Origin of the sequence: Nonomuraea rhodomycinica, from assembly GCF_013363995.1 — a bacterium.
Taxonomy (GTDB): Bacteria; Actinomycetota; Actinomycetes; order Streptosporangiales; family Streptosporangiaceae; genus Nonomuraea; species Nonomuraea rhodomycinica.
In genome coordinates this window covers 869694-891094 of the sequence record NZ_JABWGO010000001.1, presented here as the reverse complement: position 1 = coordinate 891094, position 21401 = coordinate 869694, and the positions used below count along the sequence as shown (strand labels likewise).

The window sequence follows — 21401 nt, the reverse complement described above, 5'->3', positions numbered from 1 at the left end:
GCACCGCCGGGGCCTGGACGCTCAGCGCAGCAGCAGCTGGCCGAGGGACACGGTGCCGACCACCAGGATGAGGAGGCGGAGCACCCGCGGGCTGAGCCGGCGGCCCACCGTGGCGCCCAGCCGGCCGCCGATGGCCGAACCGGCCGCGAGGAGCCCGACGGCCGTCCAGTCGAACTCGCCGGCGACGAGGAAGAACAGGGCGGCGGCGGAGTTCACGACGGCGACCAGCACGTTCTTGACGGCGCTGAGCCGCTGCATGCTCTCCTCCAGGAGCGCCCCCATGAGCGCCATGTAGATGATGCCCTGGGCGGCGGCGAAGTAGCCGCCGTAGACGCTCGCCAGCGTCAGCCCCGCGAGCAGCAGCGGGCCGCCGTCGGGGCGCGCCGGCCGCCCGGACGTCTCCCGGCGGCGTCTCACGCGTGCGCCGATCCAGGGCTGCAGGGCGATCAGGACGAGGGCGAGCGTCACCAGCACCGGGACGATGGTCTCGAACGCCGTAGCCGGCAGCGCCAGCAGGAGCGAGGCCCCCGTGACGCCCCCGGCCAGGGAGCCCGCGCCCAGCCGGACGAGCCGGCGGCCCTGACCGCTCAGCTCCTTGCGGTAGCCGATGGCGCCGCCGACGGAGCCGGGGATCAGGCCGAGCGCGTTCGAGACCGTCGCGGTGACCGGCGGGAGCCCGACGGCGAGGAGGACGGGGAAGCTGATCAGCGTGCCGGAGCCGACGACGGTGTTGAGGCCGCCGGCGGCGACTCCCGCCGCGAAGACGGCGAGCAGGTGCGCCAGGGTCACGCCGTGCGGTCCCGCACGGCGGCGTCGGTGGCGATGGGGAGATCGGGGTGGGAGTTCATCCCCGGATCATAGGAGGACGACCCTTCGACCGAGGCCGAAGGGTCGTCGCCCTGAGCGGCGACGGGTGCCCCGCGAGCGCGTGGCCCGCGGGGCACCCACCGGTCACCGTTCTGGTGCGGGTCAGTGGCTCCACCAGCCTCCGCCGCCGCCTCCGCCGCCGCCCCAGTTGCCCTTGCACCACTGGAGCTCCCAGGCGCCGTGGTGCCAGCAGTACTTGCACTTGCGGCCGTGCCACCAGCGCCACGTGCACTTGCTGGCCGTGGACGAGGTGACGTGCTGGGACGAGGGCGTCGCGCACTTGGGGGCGGCGCTGGCGGCCGAGGTGGTGGCCGCGCCGCCCACGACGAGCGTGGAACCCGCCAGAGCGGCGGTGATGACGAGACGCTTGAGCATCAGAGATCACTCCCTGAGATGAGGATCGCCTTCCGGACATGACCGGCGATCTGGCTGAGCGTCGAATTCGGTTTTTCCCGGGATACGCCGGATGCGGCGCACTGAACTCAGGCTAAGGGGGGCGGTGGGCGCAGTCTCCCGGCAAGAGGCAAAGCCTTATTTCCGGATATATCACTGCACGTCGTGAAATATCTGATATGTGCGGATTGGCGGATCGTTCAGGGAATTCCGTGACCGGCCAAAAGGACGTCCCGGGCCCGGTAAACTCCTCCGGCCTGCGGGTTTGCGGCCGTTCCGGAGCATTCGGCGTCGTCGTCGCGGCCTTTCCCGAGCGCCTCACGTCCCCGTCCGGGGAAAAGTCCGCGAGGCCGGGGAAAGGCGAACCTCCTCCTCGGTGAGGGTACGCGAAAAGGATCCTTTCCGGCCGGTCATGGAACGTCCGGCCCGGATCGGGCGGCCGGGTCAGGTCGCGGTGCCCACCAGGTGGCTGTCGTCGTGCGGGTCGTCGAGCCGGTCCAGCCGGGCCCGCCCCCGCAGGCGCATCAGCGTCACCGCCGCCACCGCCATCAGCGCCCCCGCCCCGCACACCGCCCAGCGCGGCCCGGCCCAGTCGGCGACGACGCCCTGCAGCAGGCCGCCGACCGGCAGCGACGCCGTGTAGGTCATGATCCGGCACGCCATGACCCGTCCCCGCATCCCGTCGGCCACGATGACCTGGATCGAGGTGTTCACCGACGAGATGACCGCCAGGAACGATCCACCCACGACGATCAGCGCCGCCACCCCCCACGCGTACCCCGGCGCCGCCCCGAAGGCGATCATGGACAGCCCGTACAGCACCAGCCCCCAGCGCACCACCAGGCCGAGGCGCAGCTTGTGGTGCCAGCCCGAGACGAGCGGCGCGGCCACGACCGCGCCCAGCCCGAGCGCCGCGTTGAGCAGCCCCAGCCCGACCGGCCCGGTCGCGAAGACGCTCCCCGCGAACACCACCGTGAACTGGAAGATCGGATGGCCGAGCACCCCGACGAGCACCGAGACCACCAGCGCCATGACCAGCCCCGGCTGGCGCCGGATGTAGCGGGGCGCGGCGAGGAAGCGGCGCGTCATGCTCGCGGGCGCCGCCTGCTGGGGCCGTCCCGCGCGCGGGTGGATCGCCGCCAGGGCCGCGAGCACGAACAGGAACGACACCGCGTTCAGCAGGAACGTCCACGAGGGCCCCAGCACGGCCAGCAGCAGCCCCGCGATGGCCGGGCCGAGCGAACGGGCGGTGTTGAACTGGAGGCTGTTCAGGGTCACCGCCGAGTGCAGGTCGCGGCGCGGCACCAGGTCGCTGACGAACGACTGCCAGGTCGGCATGTTGAACCCCGCGAAGACGCCGCCGAGGCTGACCAGCACGAGCATGACCGCCGGGTCGCGCTGCCCGGAGGTCCACCCCAGCCACAGCAGCAGCGCGGAGACCGCCATGCCCGACTGGGTGACCAGCAGGATGCGCTTGCGGGACAGGCGGTCGGCCAGGGTCCCGCCCACCGGCGACAGGAACACGCTGGGCAGGAACTGCGCCAGGCTGACCAGCCCCACCCAGAAGGCGCTGCCGGTGATCTGGTACAGCACGTACGGCACGGCCAGGTTGCTCAGCCAGCTCCCGGTGCTGGACACCAGGGCGCCACCCCAGAAGATCGTGAAGTCGCGGTGGCGGAAGGCCCGCAGGGAATGCCGCAGGCCGCGCGGCGCGTCGGCCCGCCCGCCCTCGGCCGAGGGCGGGCCGTCCGGTGAGGGCGTGCCGCTGCCGGGGGCGGGTGAGGGGGGCGCGGGGGCGCTCGGCTCGGACGGCTGAGACGGGGGGAGGCGTTCCTGCTTCACGCGTGCATTCCTCCCCCGTCAGACGGGCGGGTCAGCGCCGCCACGCCGAGGATTGCGGTTTCCGCGCCCCGCGCGACGGGATGCGCACCGAGAGCGAGCACGCGGCGCCCGCCCGCGTCACTCCGCCGGAGGCGCGCCGGTCTCCAGGAGCCGGCCGCCGGACAGCTCCAGCCACCGATCCACCCCGATCTCGGCGAGGAACCGCTCGTCGTGGCTGACCACCACGAACGCCCCCTCGTACGCGGTGAGCGCGCCCTCCAGCTGTCCCACGCTGACCAGGTCGAGGTTGTTGGTGGGCTCGTCGAGCAGCAGGAGCTGCGGCGCCGGCTCGGCGAAGAGCACACAGGCCAGCGTGGCGCGCAGGAGCTCGCCGCCCGACAGCACGCCCACCGGCAGGTGCGCCCGCGCGCCGCGGAACAGGAAGCGGGCCAGCAGGTTCATCCGCTCGGCGTCCGGCATGGCGGGGGCGAACGCGGCCAGGTTCTCCGCCACGGTGCGCTCGGCGTCGAGCAGGTCGAGCCGCTGCGACAGGTAGGCGACCCGGCCGTCGGCGCGGACGGTCCTGCCGCCGTCGGGCTCCAGGTCGCCGCTGATCAGGCGCAGCAGGGTGGACTTGCCGGCGCCGTTGGGGCCGGTCAGCGCGATGCGCTCGGGCCCGCGCACCGTCAGGTCGACGCCCGGCTCGGCGAACAGGCCACGTGCCAGCAGGTGTTCGCCGAGGAAGACCGTGCGCCCGGCGGGCACGTTGGTGCCGGGCAGCTCCAGCGCGATCCGCTGGTCGTCGCGCAGCGCCCGCCCGGCCTCGTCGAGCCTGGCCTTGGCGTCGCCGACGCGGGCGGCGTGCATCTGCCCCGCCCGGCCGGCCGACTCCTGCGCGCCCCGCTTCATGTTCCCGGCGAAGATCCGCGGCAGGCCGGCCGACTTCAGGTTGCGGGCGGCGTTGCCCGCGCGCCGCTCGGCCCGCTCCCGGGCCTGCTGCATCTCGCGCTTCTCGCGCTTGAGCTCCTGCTCGGCGCTGCGCACGGTCCGTTCGACGGCCTCCTGCTCGGTGCGCACGGCCTCCTCGTACGCGCTGTAGTCGCCGCCGTAGAAGCGGACCTCGCCCCGGTGCAGTTCGGCGACGCGGTCCACCCGGTCGAGCAGCGCCCGGTCGTGGCTGACCACGAGCAGGCAGCCGTTCCAGTCGCCGAGCACGTCGTACAGGCGGCGGCGCGCGGCGAGGTCGAGGTTGTTGGTCGGCTCGTCGAGCAGCAGCACGTCGGGCCGCCTGAGGAGCTGCGCGGCCAGGCCGAGCGAGACGATCTGGCCGCCGCTCAGCGTGCGCAGGGCGCGGCCGAACGCGAGGTCGCCGAGCCCGAGCCGGTCGAGCTGGGCACGGGTGCGCTCCTCGATGTCCCAGTCGTTGCCGATCGTGGTGAAGTGCTCCTCGCGGGTGTCGCCCGACTCGATGGCGTCGAGCGCGGCGATCAGCGGCGCGATGCCGAGGACCTCGGCCACGGTCAGGTCGCCGGCCAGCGGCAGGCTCTGCGGCAGGTAGCCGAGCACGCCGCCGACGGACACGCTCCCGGCGCGGGGCCGGTACTCGCCGGCGATCAGCTTGAGCAGCGTGCTCTTGCCGGCGCCGTTGGGGGCGACCAGGCCCGTACGGCCGCCGCCCACGGTGAAGGACAGGTCGGTGAACAGGGGGGTGTCGTCCGGCCAGGAGAAGGACAGGCGGGAGCAGACGATGAACGCGTCGGACATGTGGGAGACCTCGTACGTGACCCGGGCGCGCGGCAGCCGCCCGGCAAGGGAAAAGGATCAGGGAACGACGACGGGGGCCACGTCGGCGGCGTCAACTGCGCCTGCCGGGGCCGGCCGGTCTCCGGTATCACCCGGAGATGTCGTCGTCACCTGCCATGTCTGGTCTCCTGTTGCCTGCGGGGGCCGCGGTCTCCGGCCACCCGATCACGAAAGGGTCTCCTACTTTAGCATCCCGGCCCGCGCCCCGCGGCCGGGAAACCGGCGCGGCTAGGGTGGGGCCATGGGAATGGTCGGAACGGTCGGGCTGGTGCTGCACCCGCGACGCGACTCGGAGGAGGCCATCAAGGACATCCTCCGCTGGGCCGACGGGCGCCACGTCACGGTGCTCGGCCTGCCCGAGGAGGTGGGCCGGATCGACTGCAGCGCGGTGGCCGTGGACGCCGACGCCCTCGTCGAGCGGTCCGACCTGCTCGTGAGCCTGGGCGGTGACGGCACGATGCTGCGCACCATGCGGCTCATCGCCGGGCGCCGCACGCCGGTGCTGGGCGTCAACCTGGGGCGGCTCGGCTTCCTCGCCGAGATCGACGTGCGCGACCTGCCCGCCACGCTGTCGGCCATCGACTCCCACGCCTACGCCGTCGAGCCGCGCATGGCCGTGCGGGCCAAGCTGGGGGAGGAGGAGGTCACCGCGTTCAACGACATCGCGCTGGCCCGCATCCCCGGCGAGGGCCTGGCGGCCATCAGCGTCACCCCGGCCGGCGACCCGTTCGTGCGCTACGCCGCCGACGCGGTGATCGTGGCCACCTCGACGGGTTCCACCGCCTACAGCTTCTCCGCGGGCGGGCCGATCGTCTCGCCGCGCGTCGAGGCGGTGCTGGTGGTGCCGGCGGCGGCCCACTCGGTGTTCAACCGCGCCCTGGTGCTGCCCGCCGACGAGGAGGTCACGCTGGAGGTGCTGCCGTCCAGCGGCCGGGTGGCCGTCGAGGTGGACGGCGCGGTGCACGCCCACCTGTGCCCGGGCGACCAGGTGTCGATCGTCGCGGTGCCGGGCGCGGCCAACGTGGTGCGGATGGGCAGCACGTTCTACGAGCGGGCGCGGCGCAAGCTGGGCGTCGAGGGCAGCACGGCCGCCGGCTGACCCCCGGGGTCGTCGCGGCGGGTGGCCACCAGCGCGGCCAGGGCCGTGGTGATCGGCACGGCCGAGATGAGTCCCAGCGTGCCCACGACGCTGCGGATGATCTCCTGGGCGATGACCGGCGTCGTCAGCACCTCCTCCAGTGGTTGGGCGCCCACGCTGAACAGCAGCAGCAGCGGCAGCGACGCCCCCGCGTACGCCAGGATGATCGTGTTGATGACCGAGGCGATGTGCGCGCGCCCGACCCGGCTGCCGGCCCGGTAGAGCCGCCGCCAGCCGTACGACGGGTTGGCGGCGGCCAGCTCGGTGACCGTGACCGCCTGGGTGACGGTCACGTCGTCCAGGACGCCGAGCGCGCCGATGATGACGCTGGCCAGCAGCAGCCCCTGCGTGTCGATCCTGGTGCTGAAGCCCAGCATGAACGAGCTGTCGTCGGTGACCCCGGTCAGCTCGGCGAACGTGATCGCCCCGTACGCGAGCAGGCCCGTCACCGTGAGGCTGGCCAGCGTGCCGAGGACGGCCATGGACGTGGTCAGGGTGAACCCGTGCGTCAGGAACAGCACGGTCAGCATGATCGCCGCCGCGCCCACGATGGCCACCAGCATGGGCGGCTCGCCCTCCAGGATGCCCGGGATCACGAACGCCAGCAGCAGCACGAACGTGATCGCGAGCCCGGCCAGGGCGGTGACGCCGCGCCAGCGCCCGAACGCGATCACCGCCAGCGCGAACGCCACGGCCGACAGCCACAGGGCACTCGTCCTGTCATGGTCCGAGAGCTGGTACGCGGCCTCGTCCCCGGCGGTCTCGTCCCCGGCCGTCTCCTCTTCGGCCGTCTCGCCCCCGGCCGCCTGGTCCGCGGCGGACCCGTCCCCCTCCTCCGCGCCGCCGACGCGGATGAGCACCACCGCGTCGCCCGCGGTGAAGCGCTGCGCCCCCGGCCCCCTGGGCAGGGCCAGCCGCACGTCCCGCCCCACGTCCGGCCCCTCCTCCACGCGCACGGTCGCGTGCCCGCAGGTCGCCGGGTCCGGCGCCGCCGCGCCCTCGGGCACCTCACCGCACGGCCCCGGGTGGACGGCCACGACCGTGCCGTCGAGCTGGTCGAGGCCCGCCCCGGCCGGCACCTCGGTCCGCCCGGACGGCCACAGCCACACCAGCAGGACGACCGTCGCCACCGCCAGCGGCACCAGCACGGCCAGCGTCGCCACCACCGCCCGCCGCGGGGCGCCGGCCCCCCTGCGCCGGCGCCCCTGCCCGTGCCCCGGTCCCTGTGCATGCCCGTGTCCATGCCCGTGCACGTGCCCGTGGCCGTGACCGGCGCCCATCGCACCCCTCCCCACTGTCGCGATCAGTGACAGTAACGCACCGCGGGCCGGGTACTCGCCGCCTTCGCGGGTAGGCGGACCCCATGACGACCTGGGTGGGCACCTCGGGGTGGCAGTACAAGGACTGGCGCGGCGTCCTGTACCCCGAGGGCGTGCCGCAGCGGCTCTGGCTGGAGACCTACGCCGGGACGTTCCCCACCGTCGAGAGCAACAACGCCTTCTACCGCCTGCCCTCACCCGAGTCGTTCGCTGGCTGGCGCGACCGCACCCCCGACGGGTTCGTCATGGCGGTCAAGGCGAGCAGGTACCTCACCCACATCAAGCGGCTCGCCGAACCCGAGGAGCCGGTGCAGCGGCTCATGAACGCCGCCTCCCGGCTGAAGGAGAAGCTCGGCCCGGTGCTCGTCCAGCTCCCGCCGACGTTCAGGGCCGACCCCGAACGCCTCGACCGCTGCCTGGCCGCCTTCCCCGGCGGCGTGCGCGTCGCCGTCGAGTGCCGTCACCCGTCGTGGTGGACCGACGAGGTCCGCGCCGTGCTGGAGGCGCGGGGCGCCGCCCTGTGCTGGGCCGACCGCCTCGGCCGGCCGGTGGCGCCGTTCTGGCGCACCACCTCCTGGGGGTACGTGCGGCTGCACGAGGGACGCGCCACGCCCAGGCCCTCGTACGGCGACACGTCGCTGCGCACCTGGGCGGGCCGCGTCCGGGACGCGGGCTGGCAGGACGCCTACGTCTACTTCAACAACGATCCAGGGGGCGCGGCGGTGCGCGACGCCCTCCGCTTTGGGAGACTGCTTTAGGTGCACACACGCCTGTACCGCAACGGAGTCCTCGAAAAGGAAGGCTTCCCCGTCGAGGACGTCTCCGAGTACGTCCAAGACCCGGACAACACGGTCTGGTTCGACCTGTGCCGCCCGACGCAGCGGGACCTGCGCGTGCTGGAGGAGGAGCTGAGCCTGCACGAGCTGGCCGTCGAGGACGTCGTCTCCGGCCACCAGCGCCCCAAGGTGGACCTCTACGACCGGCACCTGTTCATCACCGTCTACGGCGTCCACGTCGACGACGGGCGGCTCGCCCCGGTCGAGGTGGACCTCTTCGTCACGGCCAACGCCCTGGTCACGATCCGCGAGGACGAGCGCTTCGACATCCGCCAGGTGATGAGGCGCTGGGACGCCACCGACGAGCGGCTCGGCGTCAACGGCGTCTCGTTCCTGCTGCACGGGCTGCTCGACTACGTGGTGGACGGCCACCTCGACTACGTCGACGACGTCGACGGGCGCGTCGACGACCTGGAGGAGCAGATCTTCGACGAGGACAGGCCGGTCGACGGCCGCGCCCTCCAGCGCACGATCTACGAGCTGCGCCGCGAGATCGCCCGCTTCCGCAAGGTCGCCATGCCCATGCGCGAGGTGCTCGGCACCCTGCTGCGCCGCAACCAGGGCCTGGTCGCCGGCACCCCGATGGCCCCCTACTACGAGGACGTCTACGACCACGTCATCCGCGTCGACGAGTGGCTGGAGTCCATCCGCGACCAGCTCGCGAACCTGCGCGAGACCCGGCTGGCCCAGCAGGGCATGCGCCTCAACGAGATCATGAAGCGGCTCACCGGCTGGGCCGCCATCATCGCCGTGCCCACGCTCATCACCGGCTTCTACGGGATGAACGTCCCCTACCCGGGCTACGCGCGCGGCTGGGGGTTCTGGCTGTCGGCCGTGCTGATCGCCGGGATCTCCGTGGGGCTGTACGCCGCGTTCAAGAAGCGAGACTGGCTGTGACGGCGCGGAAGGGGGGCGGGCACGGCCCGCCCCGGTCGTCCAGGGCGGGCCGTACCGTCAGCGTGATCCGGCGGGCGCCCGAGGCCGGGTAGAGCGGCAGGCAGCGCCCGCCCGCGACGAGCGTCCTGCGTCCGATCGGGGTGGCGATGAGCGGCAGCTCGCCGTACGTCACGGGCACGGCCAGGCGCAGCAGCCGGCCGCCGTCCGGGGTGCGGGAGCGCGTCCCGTCCAGGGCGTAGTAGTCGAGGACGCCGTCGCTGGTGGAGACGACGGCCCACATGGTGAACCGGCCGCCGCGCGCCGTGAACACCTCCGCCGACGGCGCCCGGTAGACCGAATGGACGTACGCGAGGGCGAAGACCCCGGACGGCGGCAGCACGAGCCCGGCCACCGCCGGCCGCCCTGCCCCGGCGGCCGGGGCGAGCGCGAGCGTGAGCACGAGCGCCCCGGCCAGGACCGGCCGGCCGCGGGTCAGCCCTTCTCCTTGTAGTAGCGGGCCGCGCCCGGGTGGAGCTGCACCGGGGCGGTCTGCTGCCCGAGCCGGGGGTCCAGCTTGTTGGCCTCCGGGTGGACGGCCGCGAGCTGCGCCTTGCGCTCGTACAGCACGCGGGTGACGTCGTAGGCGAGCTGTTCGTTCATCGAGTCGGGCACGAGCAGCACGTTGGCCACGCCGACCGTCTTGATCGTGCCCTTCAGCTTGTAGACCGACAGGTCGACGTCGAGGCCGACGTACTCCTGGCCGTACTTGGCCCGCATGGCGGCCAGCGCGTCCGAGGTGTCGAGCATGCGCATCTCCGGGCGGCTCGTGGCGAGGTCCACGATGCCCGCCGTGGGCAGGCCGCCGACCCAGAAGAACGCGTCGATGGTGCCGTCCTTGACGGCCTGCACCGACTCGTTGATCGACAGTTGCTGCTTGCTGACGTCGGTGTCGGGGGCGAGGCCGACGGCCTCCAGCATGCGCCGGGCCACGACCTGGGTGCCGGAGTTCGGCGGCCCGAGGGAGACGCGCCTGCCCTTGAGGTCGGCCACCTTCTCCGCCTTGACGCCGGGGGCGACGACGACGTGCGCGTAGTTGTCGTAGATGCGGGCGATGGCCTTGACCGGCTGCTTCGCGGTGAACGTGCCCGTGCCGTTGACCGCGTCGGCGGCTGTGTCGGACTGGGAGAAGCCGATGTCGGCCTTGCCGGTGGCGAGCAGCTTGATGTTCTCGACCGAGGCGGAGGTGACCGAGGCCGTCGCCTGGGTGTCGGCGATGCCGGTGCTGAGCTGCTTGGCCAGGCCGCCGCCGTACACGTAGTAGACGCCGGTCGTGCCCCCGGTGGCGATCGACAGCCGGTTGCCCCGCCCGCCGCCCGCCCCGCCGCCGCAGCCGGCCGCCGCGGCGGCCAGGACGACGGAGGCGAGCACCGCGATGATCCGCTTCACGTTCGGTGTCTCCTTTGCCTGATGAGGTGGACGGCCGCCGCGACGGCCAGCACGGCGAGGCCGGCGGCGATGGGGACGGGTTCGAGGAAGAGCAGCAGCACGGCCGCGACCGCCGCGAGCAGCCGCTCGGGGATGCCGGGCAGCCCGCCGGTCGCCATGGCCAGCGCCGCGACGGCCACGGCCGAGACCGCCGCCATGAGCAGCACGGTGCCGATCGGGCCCTGCCCGAGCAGCGCCTGGCCGTTGGGGGTGAGCACGAACGCGAACGGCACGAGGAACGCGGGCAGCGTGTAACGCCAGGTCATCATCATGGTCCGGTAGGTGTTGCCGCCCGTGATGGCCGCCGCGGCGACGGCCGACAGCGCGGTCGGCGGGCTCACCTCCGACAGCACCGCGTAGTAGAACACGAACATGTACGCCTCGGCCGGCGAGACGCCCAGCTGCGTGAGCGCCGGCCGGATGATGACCGCGGCGATGATGAAGCTCGCGGTCACCGGCACGGCCAGCCCCAGCAGCATCACGGCCACGCCCGCGAGCAGGGTCGTCAGGATCAGGTTGCCCGCGGCGACGTCCACGATGATCGAGCTGAGGTTCAGGCCCAGGCCGGTCTGGGTGATGACGCCGACGATGATGCCCGCCGCCGCGCACACCGCGGTCACCGGCAGCACCTCCAGCGTGCCCTTGGCCAGCGCCTCGCCGACCCGGCGCGGCCCCATGCGGTGCGCCGGGTCGAGGAACGACAGCGCGAAGGCGATCGCGGTGGCGATGACGACGGACTGGAAGGCCGAGCGGTCCAGCGCCATCAGCACGATGATGAGGATCAGCGAGCTGAAGTGGTAGCCGAAGCGCAGCAGCAGCCGGCCCGCGCCCGGCGCGTCCACCTCGACGGCGCGCGTGCCGAAGCGGCGCGAGTCGACCTCGATGGCCAGGAAGATGCCCAGGTAGTACAGCAGCGTCGGGATCGTCGCGTAGAGCAGTACCTGCAGGTAGCTGACCTGGAGCAGCTCGGCGATGATGAACGCCGCCGCGCCCAGCGTCGGCGGCGACAGGATGGCGCCGATGCCGCCCGCCGCCAGGATGCCGCCGGCCGGCTCCCTCGGGTAGCCGGCGCGCCTGAGCACCGGCCAGGCGACGCTGCCCAGGCTGACCGTGGTCGCCACGCCGGAGCCGGACACGGTGCCGAGCAGGAACCCGGCCAGGGTGACCGTCCGGCCGGGGGCCGAGCGGGAGCGGCGGAACGCGGCGAAGCTGAGGTCGATGAAGAACCTGCTGGCGCCGGAGAAGTCGAGGACCGCGCCGTAGACGGTGAACAGGATGATGTAGCTCGCGGCCACCTGGAGGGGGACGCCGAAGAATCCCTCGGTGCCGGTGTAGAGCTGTGACACGATCTGCGAGAGGTCGAATCCGCGATGCCCGATCGGCCAGGTGATAGGCAAATACGCCCCGAAATAGGCATAAATTAAGAAAACTATGCAGATGATGGTGAGCGCCCAGCCCACCGTGCGCCGTACGGCCTCCAGGAGCAGCACGGTCAGCGCCACGCCCGCCACCAGGTCGAGCGGCGTCAGCGCCGACCCGGAGCCGCGGTCGCGGAAGGCGTCGATGTCCAGCAGCGGGTAGAGCAGCACGGCGAGGGACGCCGCGGCGAGCAGCCAGTCGGCCACTCCGGGGCGCTCGCCGCGCCCGCCGGCCTGCGCTCCCGCGGCCGCCGGGCCGGAGTCGTCCTCCTGACGCGGGCGTCCCCGCGCCCGCCGTACCGGCGACGACCAGCCCGACCGGTAGCACAGGAACACCAGCGGCAGCGCCACCGCCAGGAACGTCATCCGCTGCTCCAGCGCCTCCACCGGCCGGAACACGACGACCAGCGAGTAGACGGACAGCAGGCCGCCCACGATCCGCACGCCCAGCCAGAGGCGGCCGGTGAGCACCCGGGCGGGGCGTTCCTGCTCGTGCGCCGCCGCCAGCTCCGGCGCGCGATCGCTCAGCTCGGTCACAAGGCCCTCCCCGCAACGGCGTTGCGGGGAATGTATGTGGCCTTTACCGGCCGAGGGAAGAGTTCGTTACCCTTCCTTGACAAGAAAGATCATGGGGCTTCCGGAAAAGGGCCGCAGATAACTGCGCATTACCGTCCGAAAATGGCGATGGCGGCCGACCGGAAAAGCGTCCGCCTCGCCCGGGAAACGGGCGGCTCCCCGCGGGACGCCGGCTCAGCCCTTGCCCGCCGCGTTCACGATGCGGGTGGTCGAGCGGTCGGGGATCGCCTCCAGCTCCCAGCACTCGGCGCCCAGCAGCGCGGCGGCGGCGCGCCGGCCACCGGCGTGCGGGTCGCCCGCGGTGTGCGCGAGCGCGCCGGGCCGCATGGGGGCGAGCAGGTCGATGTAGTCCTCCGGGCCGTGCGCGTCCGGCGCGCCCGTCACGATGAACACGCCCTCCACGAACCGCAGCGCGGCCATCACCTCGGCCCGCTCGGCGGCCGGGTTGAGCGGCCGGCTCGGCCCCTTCCAGGCGCGCACCCGCGGGTCGTCCTCCACCCCCACGACCAGGGGCAGCCCTCGCGCGGCGACCGCTCCCAGGTAGCGCACGTGGCCCACGTGCAGGATGTCGAACACGCCGGTGACGACCGCCGCACCGGGTCGCGCGTACGGCTGCACCCAGACGGCCTCCAGGCTGCTCACGTGGGGACTCCTCCTCGTCGATGCGTCGATCGCAGACTACTCGGTCATGCGGAGGGGCCGTGCGGGTGACCATGGGAAAGGGCGTTCCTACCTTTTGGCGGTATCTCCCACCTCGGTGTCGTGCGTCTTATGACGTCGCCGTACTGGGGGAGGCCGCCGTGACACCGCCGCACTCGCACGACACCGACCAGGGGAGGGAGCCCCGCACCTGCGCCACCCGGGACCTGATGCTGCGCTTCCCGGGAGTCCCGTCGCAGGTGCCGAGGGCCAGGCGGCTCGTCGCGGCGGTCCTGGGCCGCGACCACCCGCTCTACGACGACTGCGCGCTGCTGACCACCGAGCTGGCCACGAACGCCATCCTGCACTCCCGCTCCGGGGCGGGCGGCTGGTTCACGGTGGCGGTGCGCGCCTCGGGGGCGGCGGTGCGGGTCTGGGTGGCGGACGCGGGCTCCGACGAGCCGCCCTGCGCCTGCCGTACGACGGGGGACCGGCGCGACCCGGACGGCGGGCACGCCACGCACGGGCGCGGACTGCCGCTGCTGGAGGCGCTCAGCCACCGCTGGGGCCTCAGCCGCGCCGGCGGGGCCACGACGGTCTGGTTCGAACTCGCCCCCGCCGCCGGATGACGCCCGGCCGTCGGGCGGATCCCCGCGCCGTCAGAGGTCGAGGCGGCACAGGCCCTCGGCCAGGGCCTTGGTGGTGAGCCGGGTGCGGCTGTCGCAGCCCAGCTTGGTGAAGATGTGCTCCAGGTGCGTGGTGACCGTGCGCACGCTGAGCACCAGCGCGGCGGCGATCTGCGGGTTGGAGTCGCCGGCCGCGACGCGGGTGAGCACGTCCACCTCGCGGCCCGTCAGCTCGTACGGCAGAGCACACGGCCGCTCGGCGACCACCGCGCCCTGGATCGTCCCCTGGAAGCCCACCCCGGCGCGCAGCAGCCGCAGCTCGTGCCAGCGGCCGTCGCGCCCGAGCCACAGCCCGTGCCGGCTCAGCTCCCTGGCGTCGATGAACGCCCGGGCCAGCGCCGCCAGCCCCGGCTCCCCGGTCAGCGCCGCCGACGCCGCGAACCCCGGCACGTCCCGGCGGGTGCCCTGCCGGTCGAAGGTCACCGCGTTGAACCCGGCCGGCAGCCCCACCGGGTCGATGACGCACCGGGTCAGGTCGGTGACGTGCGCCAGCATCGGCGCGACGGCCGTGATCAGCGGCTCGGCCAGCTCCGGGAAGGCGTCGCGCGAGGCCAGGTGCAGCAGGCCCGTGTACCGGCCCTCGGCCAGGAACAGGGGGGCCGTCAGCCCGGCCGTCCAGCCGTAGGGGGCGAGGTGGCGGCGGAAGTAACGCTCGGTGCCGGGCTCGGGCATGCTCACGGGGCAGCGGGTGGCCATCGCCCGCCGGTAGGCGTCGAGCCCGGTGTACTCCTCGGCGGCGTCACCGTCGATGCGGTGATGGCCGTCGGAGACCACGCTGTGATGCCGGCCGGTCGCGGGGTCGAACGCGACGAACTCGTAGGCGTCGAGCGGCACCACCCGGCGCAGGGCCGCCATCGCGCCGTGCGCGCCGCCCCCTCCGGCGACCTCGTAGCCGACCTCGGCGAACGCCTGCAACTGGCGGACGTTCAGGGTGATCTCGGCCACGGTTCTTTATATCCCACAAGGCCCGGCCTTTCGCTCAGCCACGCTGCCGATGCCCGCGCACCACCTGGCACAGGCGAGACGCGCGGACGCGCCCGCGACAGGCACGTGGCCGGGGCGTGGAACGGCCGCCATGATCGCGTAATGTGTGCTGCCATGATGGCCGACCAGGTGGCGCGCAGGGTGACGGACGTGCTGGCACCGCAGGTGCTGGTCATCGCCATGCCGCCGCTCGTGGGGCTGCTGGCCGAGGGCTGGGCGGGCGCCGCCTGGGGCCTGCTGGCCTCCGCGCTGTGCGGCGGCGTGCCCGCCGCGGTGATCGCGCTCGGTGTGCGGTCGGGGCGGCTGGACTCCCACCACATCGTCGACCGGGCCCGCCGCACCGGCCCGCTGCTGTCGGCGGTGGGGGCCGTGCTGGTCGCGCTCGTGCTGCTCGTGGCCCTCGGCGCGCCCACGCTGCTGGTGGCGACCGTCACGGCCATGCTCGTCGCGCTGGCCGTGACCGTGCCCGTGACGCTGCGATGGAAGATCTCCTTCCACGCCGCCGTGTCGGCGGGCACGGTGGTGGTCCTGGCGCACGTCCTGCCGCCCGTGCCGACCGTGCTCGCCGGCGGCGCCGTCGTGGCGCTGGTGTGCTGGGCCCGGGTACGGCTGGCCCACCACACGGCGGCCCAGGTGGCGGCGGGCGCCCTGGTGGGCGTCGCCAGTACCTGGGCCACGCTGGCGGCCTTCGGCGTGGGCTGACGCGCCGCCCCGCGCGCGGCCGGGCGTCAGGCGGCGCGGCGGTCCTCGCCGAGGACGTCCCGCACCACGTCCGGCCGGTTGGAGATGACGCCGTCCACGCCGTGGCCGAGCATCCGCCGCATGACGGCCGGGTCGTCCACGGTCCAGGTGAGCACCCGCATGCCGCGCGCGTGCACCCGTCGCACGTAGTCGGAGGTGATGTCCCGGTACGGCGGGTTGATCTGGTCGGCGAAGCGGGCCAGCTCGGCCAGCCGCCCGAGGGACGGCGTCCCGAGGATCCCCACCGCGACGTCCGGCATGAGCGCGTGGAAGCGGCGCATCGAGTCCCAGTCGAACGACTGCACCACGAGCCGCCCCGGCTCCAGCCACACGGGGAAGCGGCGCAGCTCGGCGGCGACGCGGGCCTCGATGCCGGGGTACAGGTGCGGGGCCTTGATCTCCAGCAGCAGCCCCATCCCGCTGCCGCTCATGGCGCTCAGCGTCTCGGCGAGCGTGGGGACCCGCTCGCCCGCGAAGTCTCCGCCGAACCAGGAGCCGGCGTCCAGCTTGCGGATCTCGGCCAGCGACAGGCCGGACACGCGCCACGGCGCCCGGCCGGGGAAGACCCGCTCGGCGTCGGTGGTGCGGGCGAGCGTGGTGTCGTGCATGAGGACGAGCCGGTGGTCGCGCGTCTCCTGGACGTCCAGCTCGTACAGGTCGGCGCCCTGCTCGGCGGCCAGCTCGAAGGCGGCGAGGGTGTTCTCGGGCGCGTACGCGGAGGCGCCCCGGTGGGCGACGGCGACTGGTGCCTCCCCACGGGAGGCAGCGGAGGCGGGCGGGGCGGTGAGAGCCGCCAGGACGATCAGCGTGGTCGCGATGACGAGGCCGGGTCGTCGGGACATGGGTCTCCTCGGGTCCGGGGGAGCGGTTCCGCCCTTGAACCTGACAATCGTGCATGACCATGGGTTGAGATTCGGGTTACTCCGGGATGTCGAGTGGGAGATGTGGCGTCGAGGTGGGCGTAGCGTGTCCGCCACGCCACTCACCAGGTCATGACATGTCAGGAAAGCGGCGGGCTCCGCGTAACCAACCCGCCGATCGCGGCGATGTCCGGAGCGAGGGCCGAGGGTGGCGGGGGCTCCAGGTCTGCGGAGGGGCGGCCGAGGAGGTGTGGTGTCGGGCCAGGTGAAACGCCACACCGAGGAGCGCATGGCCAGGATGATCGCCTACACCCGGGCCGGGACCACGCCCTTCGTCTACATCCCGCTGCTCGGCTGGAACGACCTGGCCCACCCGGTGCTGTCCGTCGCCACCGCGCTGGCGGCCACCGCCGAGGCGACGTGGTTCTTCCGCCGCGCCTGGCGCTCGGGCGACCTGCGCGACCCGGTGCTCATCTGGGGCGACGTCGTGTTCTGCGTCGTGGTCATGCTCGTCGGCACGCGCGCCGCGTTCCCGGCGGAGCGCAACGTGATCACGACGGAGTTCCTGCCGTACAGCCTGGTGGCGTCGGCGGCGATGGGGTTCGGGCTGGGGTTCGGCCGGCGGGCCGTGCCGGGGCTCGCGGCGCTGTGCCTGTCGTGGCCGGTCGCGCTCTACCCGCACTACGCCATCAAGGTGGTCTCCGACCTGCTCGGGTTCCTGCTCTGGTACGCCATCGCGGTGCTGATCGGCCGGGAGCTGCGCACGCTGGCGGACGCGGCGGAGAAGGCCCAGGACGCCACCCGGCGGGCCGAGCGCCTGCTCGCCGAGCAGGAACGCCTCACCATGATCACCCGGCACCGGGAGCGCACCCACCGGGAGATCCACGACCACCTGCTGCCCATCGTCGACCACGTGGCCGCCGGGCAGCACGTCGATCCCGGGCTGGCGCGGGCGGCGCGGCTCGGGGCCAACCGGGCGCGCCGCTTCATCATGGACCCCCGCGCCGCCGACGAGCTGCCGTTCGAGCGGCTCATGGAGGAGGTCTGCGACGCCTACCTCGCGCGGGGGCTGGCGCTGACGTCGGTGATCCTCGTGGACGGCGACCCGCCCGAGGAGGTGGGCGAGGCGGTCGCCGCGGCGGCCCGCGAGGCGCTCACGAACGTGCTCAAGCACGCGGGCGAGGAGGCGCGCGTGAACCTGTTCGTGGAGGCGGCCCCCGACCGGCTGGAGGTGGTGATCCGCGACCGGGGACGCGGGTTCGCGGCGGGGCGGGTCCGGCCGGGCGGCGGGTTCCTGCGCACGTTCGCCGCCGTCGCCCGGCACGGGGGCGTCTGCGACGTCACCTCCGAACCCGGGGCGGGCACGCGCGTCGCGATCCGCTGGCCGGAGACCGCCCATGCCGGATGAGGACCCCGGCGGCGGCCCCGGCGCGGTCCCCGGCGCGGTCCCCGGCGCGGTCCCCGGCGCGGTCCCCGGCGTGGGCTCCGGGGCGGGCTCCGCCAAGCTGATCATCGTCGACGACCATCCGTCGGTCACGGAGTCCATCACGCTGCGGCTGCTGGACGCGGGCTTCGCGGTCCTGCCCCCGGTCACGGACGTGGAGGACATCGACTGGGCGCTGGCCCCGGACGTCGCGATCTGCGACCTGCGGCTGCTGCCCGGCCTGTCGTGGGGCGGCGCGATCCGGCACCTGTCCGCGCACGGCTGCCGGGTGCTGGCCATGTCCGGGGTGGCCACGCCCGAGCAGGTGCTGGACGCGATCGAGCAGGGGGCGCGGGGGTTCGTGGAGAAGACGTCCGTGCCCGCGGAGTTCGTCTCGGCGGTCGCGGCCGTCGTCGAGGGCCACCACCACGTCTCGGCCCGCCTGGCCGGCTACGTGCTGGAGGACGTCCGCCGCCGCCCGCTGGCCGACGGCGAGCTCGGGCCGGTGGAGCTGGGCGTCGTGCGGGCCTTCGCCCAGGGCGACAGCGCCGCGGAGGCCGCGCGGCGCGCCGGGGTGCCCGAGGCCGAGCTGCACGCGCTGGTCGCCCGGGTCTTCGAGGTCGTACGACGCCGCCGCAGGGACCGCCGCTACCGGCTGACCGCGCGCGAGCGGGAGGTGGTGCGGCTGGTCGGCCATCTCGGCATGACCCGGCACGAGGCGGCCCGTGAGCTGCGCGTCGGCGAGGACCGGGTGTCGGACCTGCTGGCGGGCGTGCGCGACAAGTACGTGGCCTGCCATCCCGGCGAGAGCCGCAACCTGGCGCCGCTCAGCGCGGCCATCCGCTGGGCCAACGAGCTGGGCATGCCTCCCTAGCACAGGGCCGCCCCGGCGGCAATCCCCAGCTTTCCGGGGATACCGGACCGTTCCAACGGGCGGTACCCATGAGGTGACGACGGCTGCACCGGAGGGGAACATGGGCACTGAGCATGTGATGGGCGGGCGGCGGTTCCTGGCGGGGGCGGCGCTGCTGGCGGGCCTGGGCGCGCTGCTGGTCGCGCCGGCCCCGGCGAACGCGGCGACGGCGACGGGGACGGGGACGGGGACGGCGACGGCGTACCGGGCGCAAAGCCTCCAGGCGGCGGTCAGGGCGCGGGCGGCGGTGGTGCTGCGGGTGGGGCGGCTCCTCGCCTTCCAGCAGGTCAAGGGCGCACCCAGCGCCCGCGCGCGGGCCCGGGTGGCCAACGCCGTCTTCACCTTCTTCGACAACGGCACGTTCGCCTTCACCACCACGGACGTCCGCACCGACCTGTACCCGCTGCGCGGCCGCTACCAGATCAACGGCGACCGGGTGAGCCTGAGCGCCCACGGGTCCTCGGCCATCGGGGGCAGCAGCGCCTTCACCGAGATGGTCGCGAGCATCGACTTCTCGTCCCGGCCCGGGGTGATGACCCTGGACTGGGCGAACGGGGCGGGCTACGGAGCGGTGGTGAACGGCACGCGGTTCGGGACGGGGGCCTCCTCCAAGATCCACGCCCGCTTCACCGTGGTCCAGGGCTGACCGCGACCGGGCGGCGCGCGTGTCGGGCACGCGCCGCCCGGTGCGGGCCTCGCGGGCGCGGGCGGGCGGAGGGGACCGCCCGCGCCCCTCCCCTCGGCGGGCGTCCAGGCCGCCTTCCTCCATCCACCCGTCCCGGAGTGAGCGCCGTCCCCGGCGGCGCGCCGCATCTGCGAAGTCGCGCGTGGCGCGGCGCCGGGCGGTCTAGCATCCCGTGAGGTGAGCACGGACCCCGACTTGCGCACAGCGCTGGACCACCTCTACGCGACCTTCTCCCGGCACCCGCTCCCGGAGGACACCGTCGTCTGCGACCACTGCGTCCCCCCGGAGCTGGTCCGGGCCGCCCGGACCGGGCCGCTGCGCTCCCTCGGCGCCGAGGCCCTCGAACCGTACGCCTGGAACCACTCCGCCTGGGGCGGCGAGGCCGACTTCAAGCACTACCTCCCGCGCCTGCTGGAGCTGCTGATCACCGAGGAGATGGACGGCTGGTTCGTCGGGCCGGTCCTGGCCCGCGTGGCGGCCTCGCACTGGGCGAGCTGGCCGGACGACGAGAGGCGCGCCGTCGTGGCGGCCGTCGGCCTCTGGTGGCGCGAGACGCTGAGCGCCTACCCGCGCGAGCTCGACGCCCCGCACCTGCTGGAGATCATCGGCGGCGAGTTCCGCCTGGACCCGGCCCCGTACCTGGCGGTGTGGGAGGAGACGGCCGGCGAGGAGGCGGCGGCCCGGCACGTGGCCGCCCTCGTCCGCGACTGGCGCAGCCGGACGGCCGGCCACGACCCATGGTACGCCGCCGTGGACGCGTGGCTCGCCGGCCCCGCCCCGGCCCGCCTGCTCAGGCAGGGCCTGGCCGGCACGCGCTCGCCCCGCGCCGAGCGCGAGCTGCGCAACGCCCTGGACCTGTGGGAGGAGCAACGTCACCGGGAACTGTCGGTGGCGCCTGCCAGACTCGGCGGTCATGAGTGACGGCATGAACGGTCCCCGGGCCGTGGACGTGATCCTGCGGGACGTGGTGGACGACGACCTGGAGGTCTTCTTCGAGCAGGAGCAGGACCCGGAGGCGACCCGGCGCTCCCGGTTCCCGGCCCGTGAGCGCGACCGGTTCATGACCCACTGGCGCACCGTGGTCCTGGGCGACCCCACGGTCTTCGTGCAGGCGGTCGTCGTGGACGGCGTGCTCGCGGGCAACGTCGTCGCCTGGTGGGAAGGGGAGCGGCGCTTCCTCGGCTACTGGTTCGGCCGCGCGTTCTGGGGGCGGGGTGTCGGCACCCGGGCGCTGACGCTGTTCCTGCGCGCCGAGAAGGCCCGCCCCCTGCACGCCGACCCGTTCGGCGGCAACACCGGGTCGGTGCGGCTGCTGGAGAGGTGCGGGTTCCGGCGTGCGGGCACGGTCACGCACGGCGAGGACGAGCACATCCTGTTCGTGCTCGACGAGCGCTAGGCGGGGCGTCTCGGCACCTGCGGGATCTCCGTCAGGGGTTCGGACTGCTGGTCCAAGACGAGGATCAGGCCGCCGCCCGGGTCGTGCCCGCGTCGATCCGCGGGCACGGGCGCCCTTCGGGGGCCGGCTGTGCGTGGCGTCAGCGTGCGAACTTCTCGATGGCCGCCGGGGTGACGGGGGTGAAGAAGTTGACGAGGTTGCCGTCGGGGTCGCGGAGCAGCAGCGACCGGTTGCCCCACGGCATCGTGGTGGGCCCGGTGACGAAGTCGGTGACGAAGCCGGTCAGGTCGCGGTGAACGCGGTCCACGTCGTCGACGAGGAACTCGGTGATCACGCTGTGGTTGTCCGCCGGGCGGGCAGAGCCCGGGGCGAACAGCGGGACGGTGCGGGTGCCGGCGATCGCGAGGGTGGCGCCCGCGGTCCTGAGCTCGGCGAAGTCGTCGGTGGCCCACGTCGCCCGCGCCCCTGTGGCTCGCTCGTAGAACTCGACGAGGCGCGCGACGTCGCTGGTGATGACGCGGATCGAGACGAAGTCCATGGGA

At 73.7% G+C, this 21401-nt stretch carries 22 protein-coding genes; 10 read left to right on the top strand and 12 right to left on the bottom strand.

All coding sequences use genetic code 11. The features are described 5' to 3' along the window. Positions 1-21: 21 nt before the first annotated feature. The 4 genes from HT134_RS04195 to HT134_RS04180 form a co-directional block, all read right to left on the bottom strand. Positions 22-789 carry a sulfite exporter TauE/SafE family protein gene (locus tag HT134_RS04195; protein ID WP_175598892.1) on the bottom strand — a complete coding sequence of 256 codons (768 nt, stop codon included), beginning with the start codon at positions 787-789 and terminating at the stop codon, positions 22-24. 180 nt (positions 790-969) lie between these two features. After that, positions 970-1242: a hypothetical protein gene (locus HT134_RS04190; RefSeq protein WP_175598891.1), complete on the bottom strand. Its 273-nt coding sequence runs from the start codon at positions 1240-1242 to the stop codon at positions 970-972. Between the two features lie 462 nt (positions 1243-1704). Further along, a complete protein-coding gene (locus HT134_RS04185) occupies positions 1705-3102 on the bottom strand; it encodes an MFS transporter (RefSeq protein WP_175598890.1) in 1398 nt (465 codons plus the stop codon). Positions 3103-3219: 117 nt separating this feature from the next. Beyond that, entirely contained in the window at positions 3220-4845 is a 1626-nt protein-coding gene (locus HT134_RS04180; RefSeq protein ID WP_175598889.1) for an ABC-F family ATP-binding cassette domain-containing protein, read from the bottom strand. A 280-nt stretch (positions 4846-5125) separates the two neighbouring features. Between HT134_RS04180 and HT134_RS04175 the strand changes: the two genes are divergently transcribed. Then, positions 5126-5983, top strand: coding sequence for an NAD(+)/NADH kinase (locus HT134_RS04175; protein WP_175598888.1), 858 nt, complete (start codon positions 5126-5128; stop codon positions 5981-5983). Here the strand turns inward: HT134_RS04175 and HT134_RS04170 are convergent. Beyond that, complete coding sequence (locus tag HT134_RS04170; protein WP_312887960.1) at positions 5929-7185, bottom strand: YibE/F family protein; 1257 nt, start codon at positions 7183-7185, stop codon at positions 5929-5931. The genes HT134_RS04175 and HT134_RS04170 overlap by 55 nt on opposite strands. A 200-nt stretch (positions 7186-7385) precedes the next feature. Here HT134_RS04170 and HT134_RS04165 point away from each other — a divergent pair, with 200 nt between their 5' ends. Next, positions 7386-8099, top strand: coding sequence for a DUF72 domain-containing protein (locus HT134_RS04165; protein ID WP_175598886.1), 714 nt, complete (start codon positions 7386-7388; stop codon positions 8097-8099). Beyond that, complete coding sequence (locus HT134_RS04160; protein WP_312887959.1) at positions 8100-9074, top strand: magnesium transporter CorA family protein; 975 nt, start codon at positions 8100-8102, stop codon at positions 9072-9074. It abuts the gene before it with no gap. On the opposite strand, the gene HT134_RS04155 is transcribed toward HT134_RS04160, so the two are convergent. From HT134_RS04155 to HT134_RS04140, 4 genes are all read right to left on the bottom strand, one after another. Then, the gene (locus HT134_RS04155; RefSeq protein WP_175598885.1) at positions 9052-9513 is read right to left on the bottom strand and encodes a DUF1850 domain-containing protein; all 462 of its coding nucleotides are present in this window, start codon (positions 9511-9513) and stop codon (positions 9052-9054) included. The genes HT134_RS04160 and HT134_RS04155 overlap by 23 nt on opposite strands. A 32-nt stretch (positions 9514-9545) precedes the next feature. Then, entirely contained in the window at positions 9546-10499 is a 954-nt protein-coding gene (locus HT134_RS04150) for a TAXI family TRAP transporter solute-binding subunit (RefSeq protein WP_175598884.1), read from the bottom strand. Continuing rightward, complete coding sequence (locus tag HT134_RS04145) at positions 10496-12493, bottom strand: TRAP transporter permease (protein WP_175598883.1); 1998 nt, start codon at positions 12491-12493, stop codon at positions 10496-10498. The genes HT134_RS04150 and HT134_RS04145 overlap by 4 nt, the downstream gene beginning before the upstream one ends. A 213-nt stretch (positions 12494-12706) precedes the next feature. Further along, positions 12707-13174: an adenylyltransferase/cytidyltransferase family protein gene (locus HT134_RS04140; RefSeq protein WP_175598882.1), complete on the bottom strand. Its 468-nt coding sequence runs from the start codon at positions 13172-13174 to the stop codon at positions 12707-12709. A 158-nt stretch (positions 13175-13332) separates the two neighbouring features. Here HT134_RS04140 and HT134_RS04135 point away from each other — a divergent pair, with 158 nt between their 5' ends. Next, positions 13333-13800, top strand: coding sequence for an ATP-binding protein (locus tag HT134_RS04135; RefSeq protein WP_312887958.1), 468 nt, complete (start codon positions 13333-13335; stop codon positions 13798-13800). A 30-nt stretch (positions 13801-13830) separates the two neighbouring features. Here HT134_RS04135 and HT134_RS04130 read toward each other — a convergent pair whose 3' ends face one another. Further along, on the bottom strand, positions 13831-14802 hold the full coding sequence (locus tag HT134_RS04130) for a helix-turn-helix transcriptional regulator (RefSeq protein WP_175598881.1): 972 nt from the start codon (positions 14800-14802) through the stop codon (positions 13831-13833). Between the two features lie 153 nt (positions 14803-14955). On the opposite strand from HT134_RS04130, the gene HT134_RS04125 reads away from it, so the two are divergent. Beyond that, positions 14956-15543, top strand: a complete 588-nt coding sequence (locus HT134_RS04125; RefSeq protein WP_175598880.1) for a hypothetical protein — start codon at positions 14956-14958, stop codon at positions 15541-15543. A 26-nt stretch (positions 15544-15569) separates the two neighbouring features. Here HT134_RS04125 and HT134_RS04120 read toward each other — a convergent pair whose 3' ends face one another. Then, positions 15570-16424: a glycerophosphodiester phosphodiesterase gene (locus HT134_RS04120; RefSeq protein ID WP_175598879.1), complete on the bottom strand. Its 855-nt coding sequence runs from the start codon at positions 16422-16424 to the stop codon at positions 15570-15572. A 271-nt stretch (positions 16425-16695) separates the two neighbouring features. On the opposite strand from HT134_RS04120, the gene HT134_RS47505 reads away from it, so the two are divergent. The 5 genes from HT134_RS47505 to HT134_RS04095 all read left to right on the top strand — a co-directional run bounded on the left by HT134_RS47505 (position 16696) and on the right by HT134_RS04095 (position 20859). After that, a complete protein-coding gene (locus tag HT134_RS47505) occupies positions 16696-17850 on the top strand; it encodes a sensor histidine kinase (protein ID WP_175598878.1) in 1155 nt (384 codons plus the stop codon). Beyond that, positions 17840-18739: a response regulator gene (locus HT134_RS04110; RefSeq protein WP_175598877.1), complete on the top strand. Its 900-nt coding sequence runs from the start codon at positions 17840-17842 to the stop codon at positions 18737-18739. The genes HT134_RS47505 and HT134_RS04110 overlap by 11 nt, the downstream gene beginning before the upstream one ends. 100 nt (positions 18740-18839) lie before the next feature. Then, positions 18840-19424: a hypothetical protein gene (locus tag HT134_RS04105; protein ID WP_175598876.1), complete on the top strand. Its 585-nt coding sequence runs from the start codon at positions 18840-18842 to the stop codon at positions 19422-19424. Between the two features lie 216 nt (positions 19425-19640). Further along, entirely contained in the window at positions 19641-20384 is a 744-nt protein-coding gene (locus HT134_RS04100) for a hypothetical protein (RefSeq protein ID WP_175598875.1), read from the top strand. Further along, the gene (locus tag HT134_RS04095) at positions 20377-20859 is read left to right on the top strand and encodes a GNAT family N-acetyltransferase (RefSeq protein WP_246363535.1); all 483 of its coding nucleotides are present in this window, start codon (positions 20377-20379) and stop codon (positions 20857-20859) included. Before HT134_RS04100 ends, HT134_RS04095 begins: the two co-directional genes overlap by 8 nt. Before the next feature lie 139 nt (positions 20860-20998). On the opposite strand, the gene HT134_RS04090 is transcribed toward HT134_RS04095, so the two are convergent. Continuing rightward, positions 20999-21397 carry a VOC family protein gene (locus HT134_RS04090; RefSeq protein ID WP_175598874.1) on the bottom strand — a complete coding sequence of 133 codons (399 nt, stop codon included), beginning with the start codon at positions 21395-21397 and terminating at the stop codon, positions 20999-21001. Positions 21398-21401: the final 4 nt, after the last annotated feature.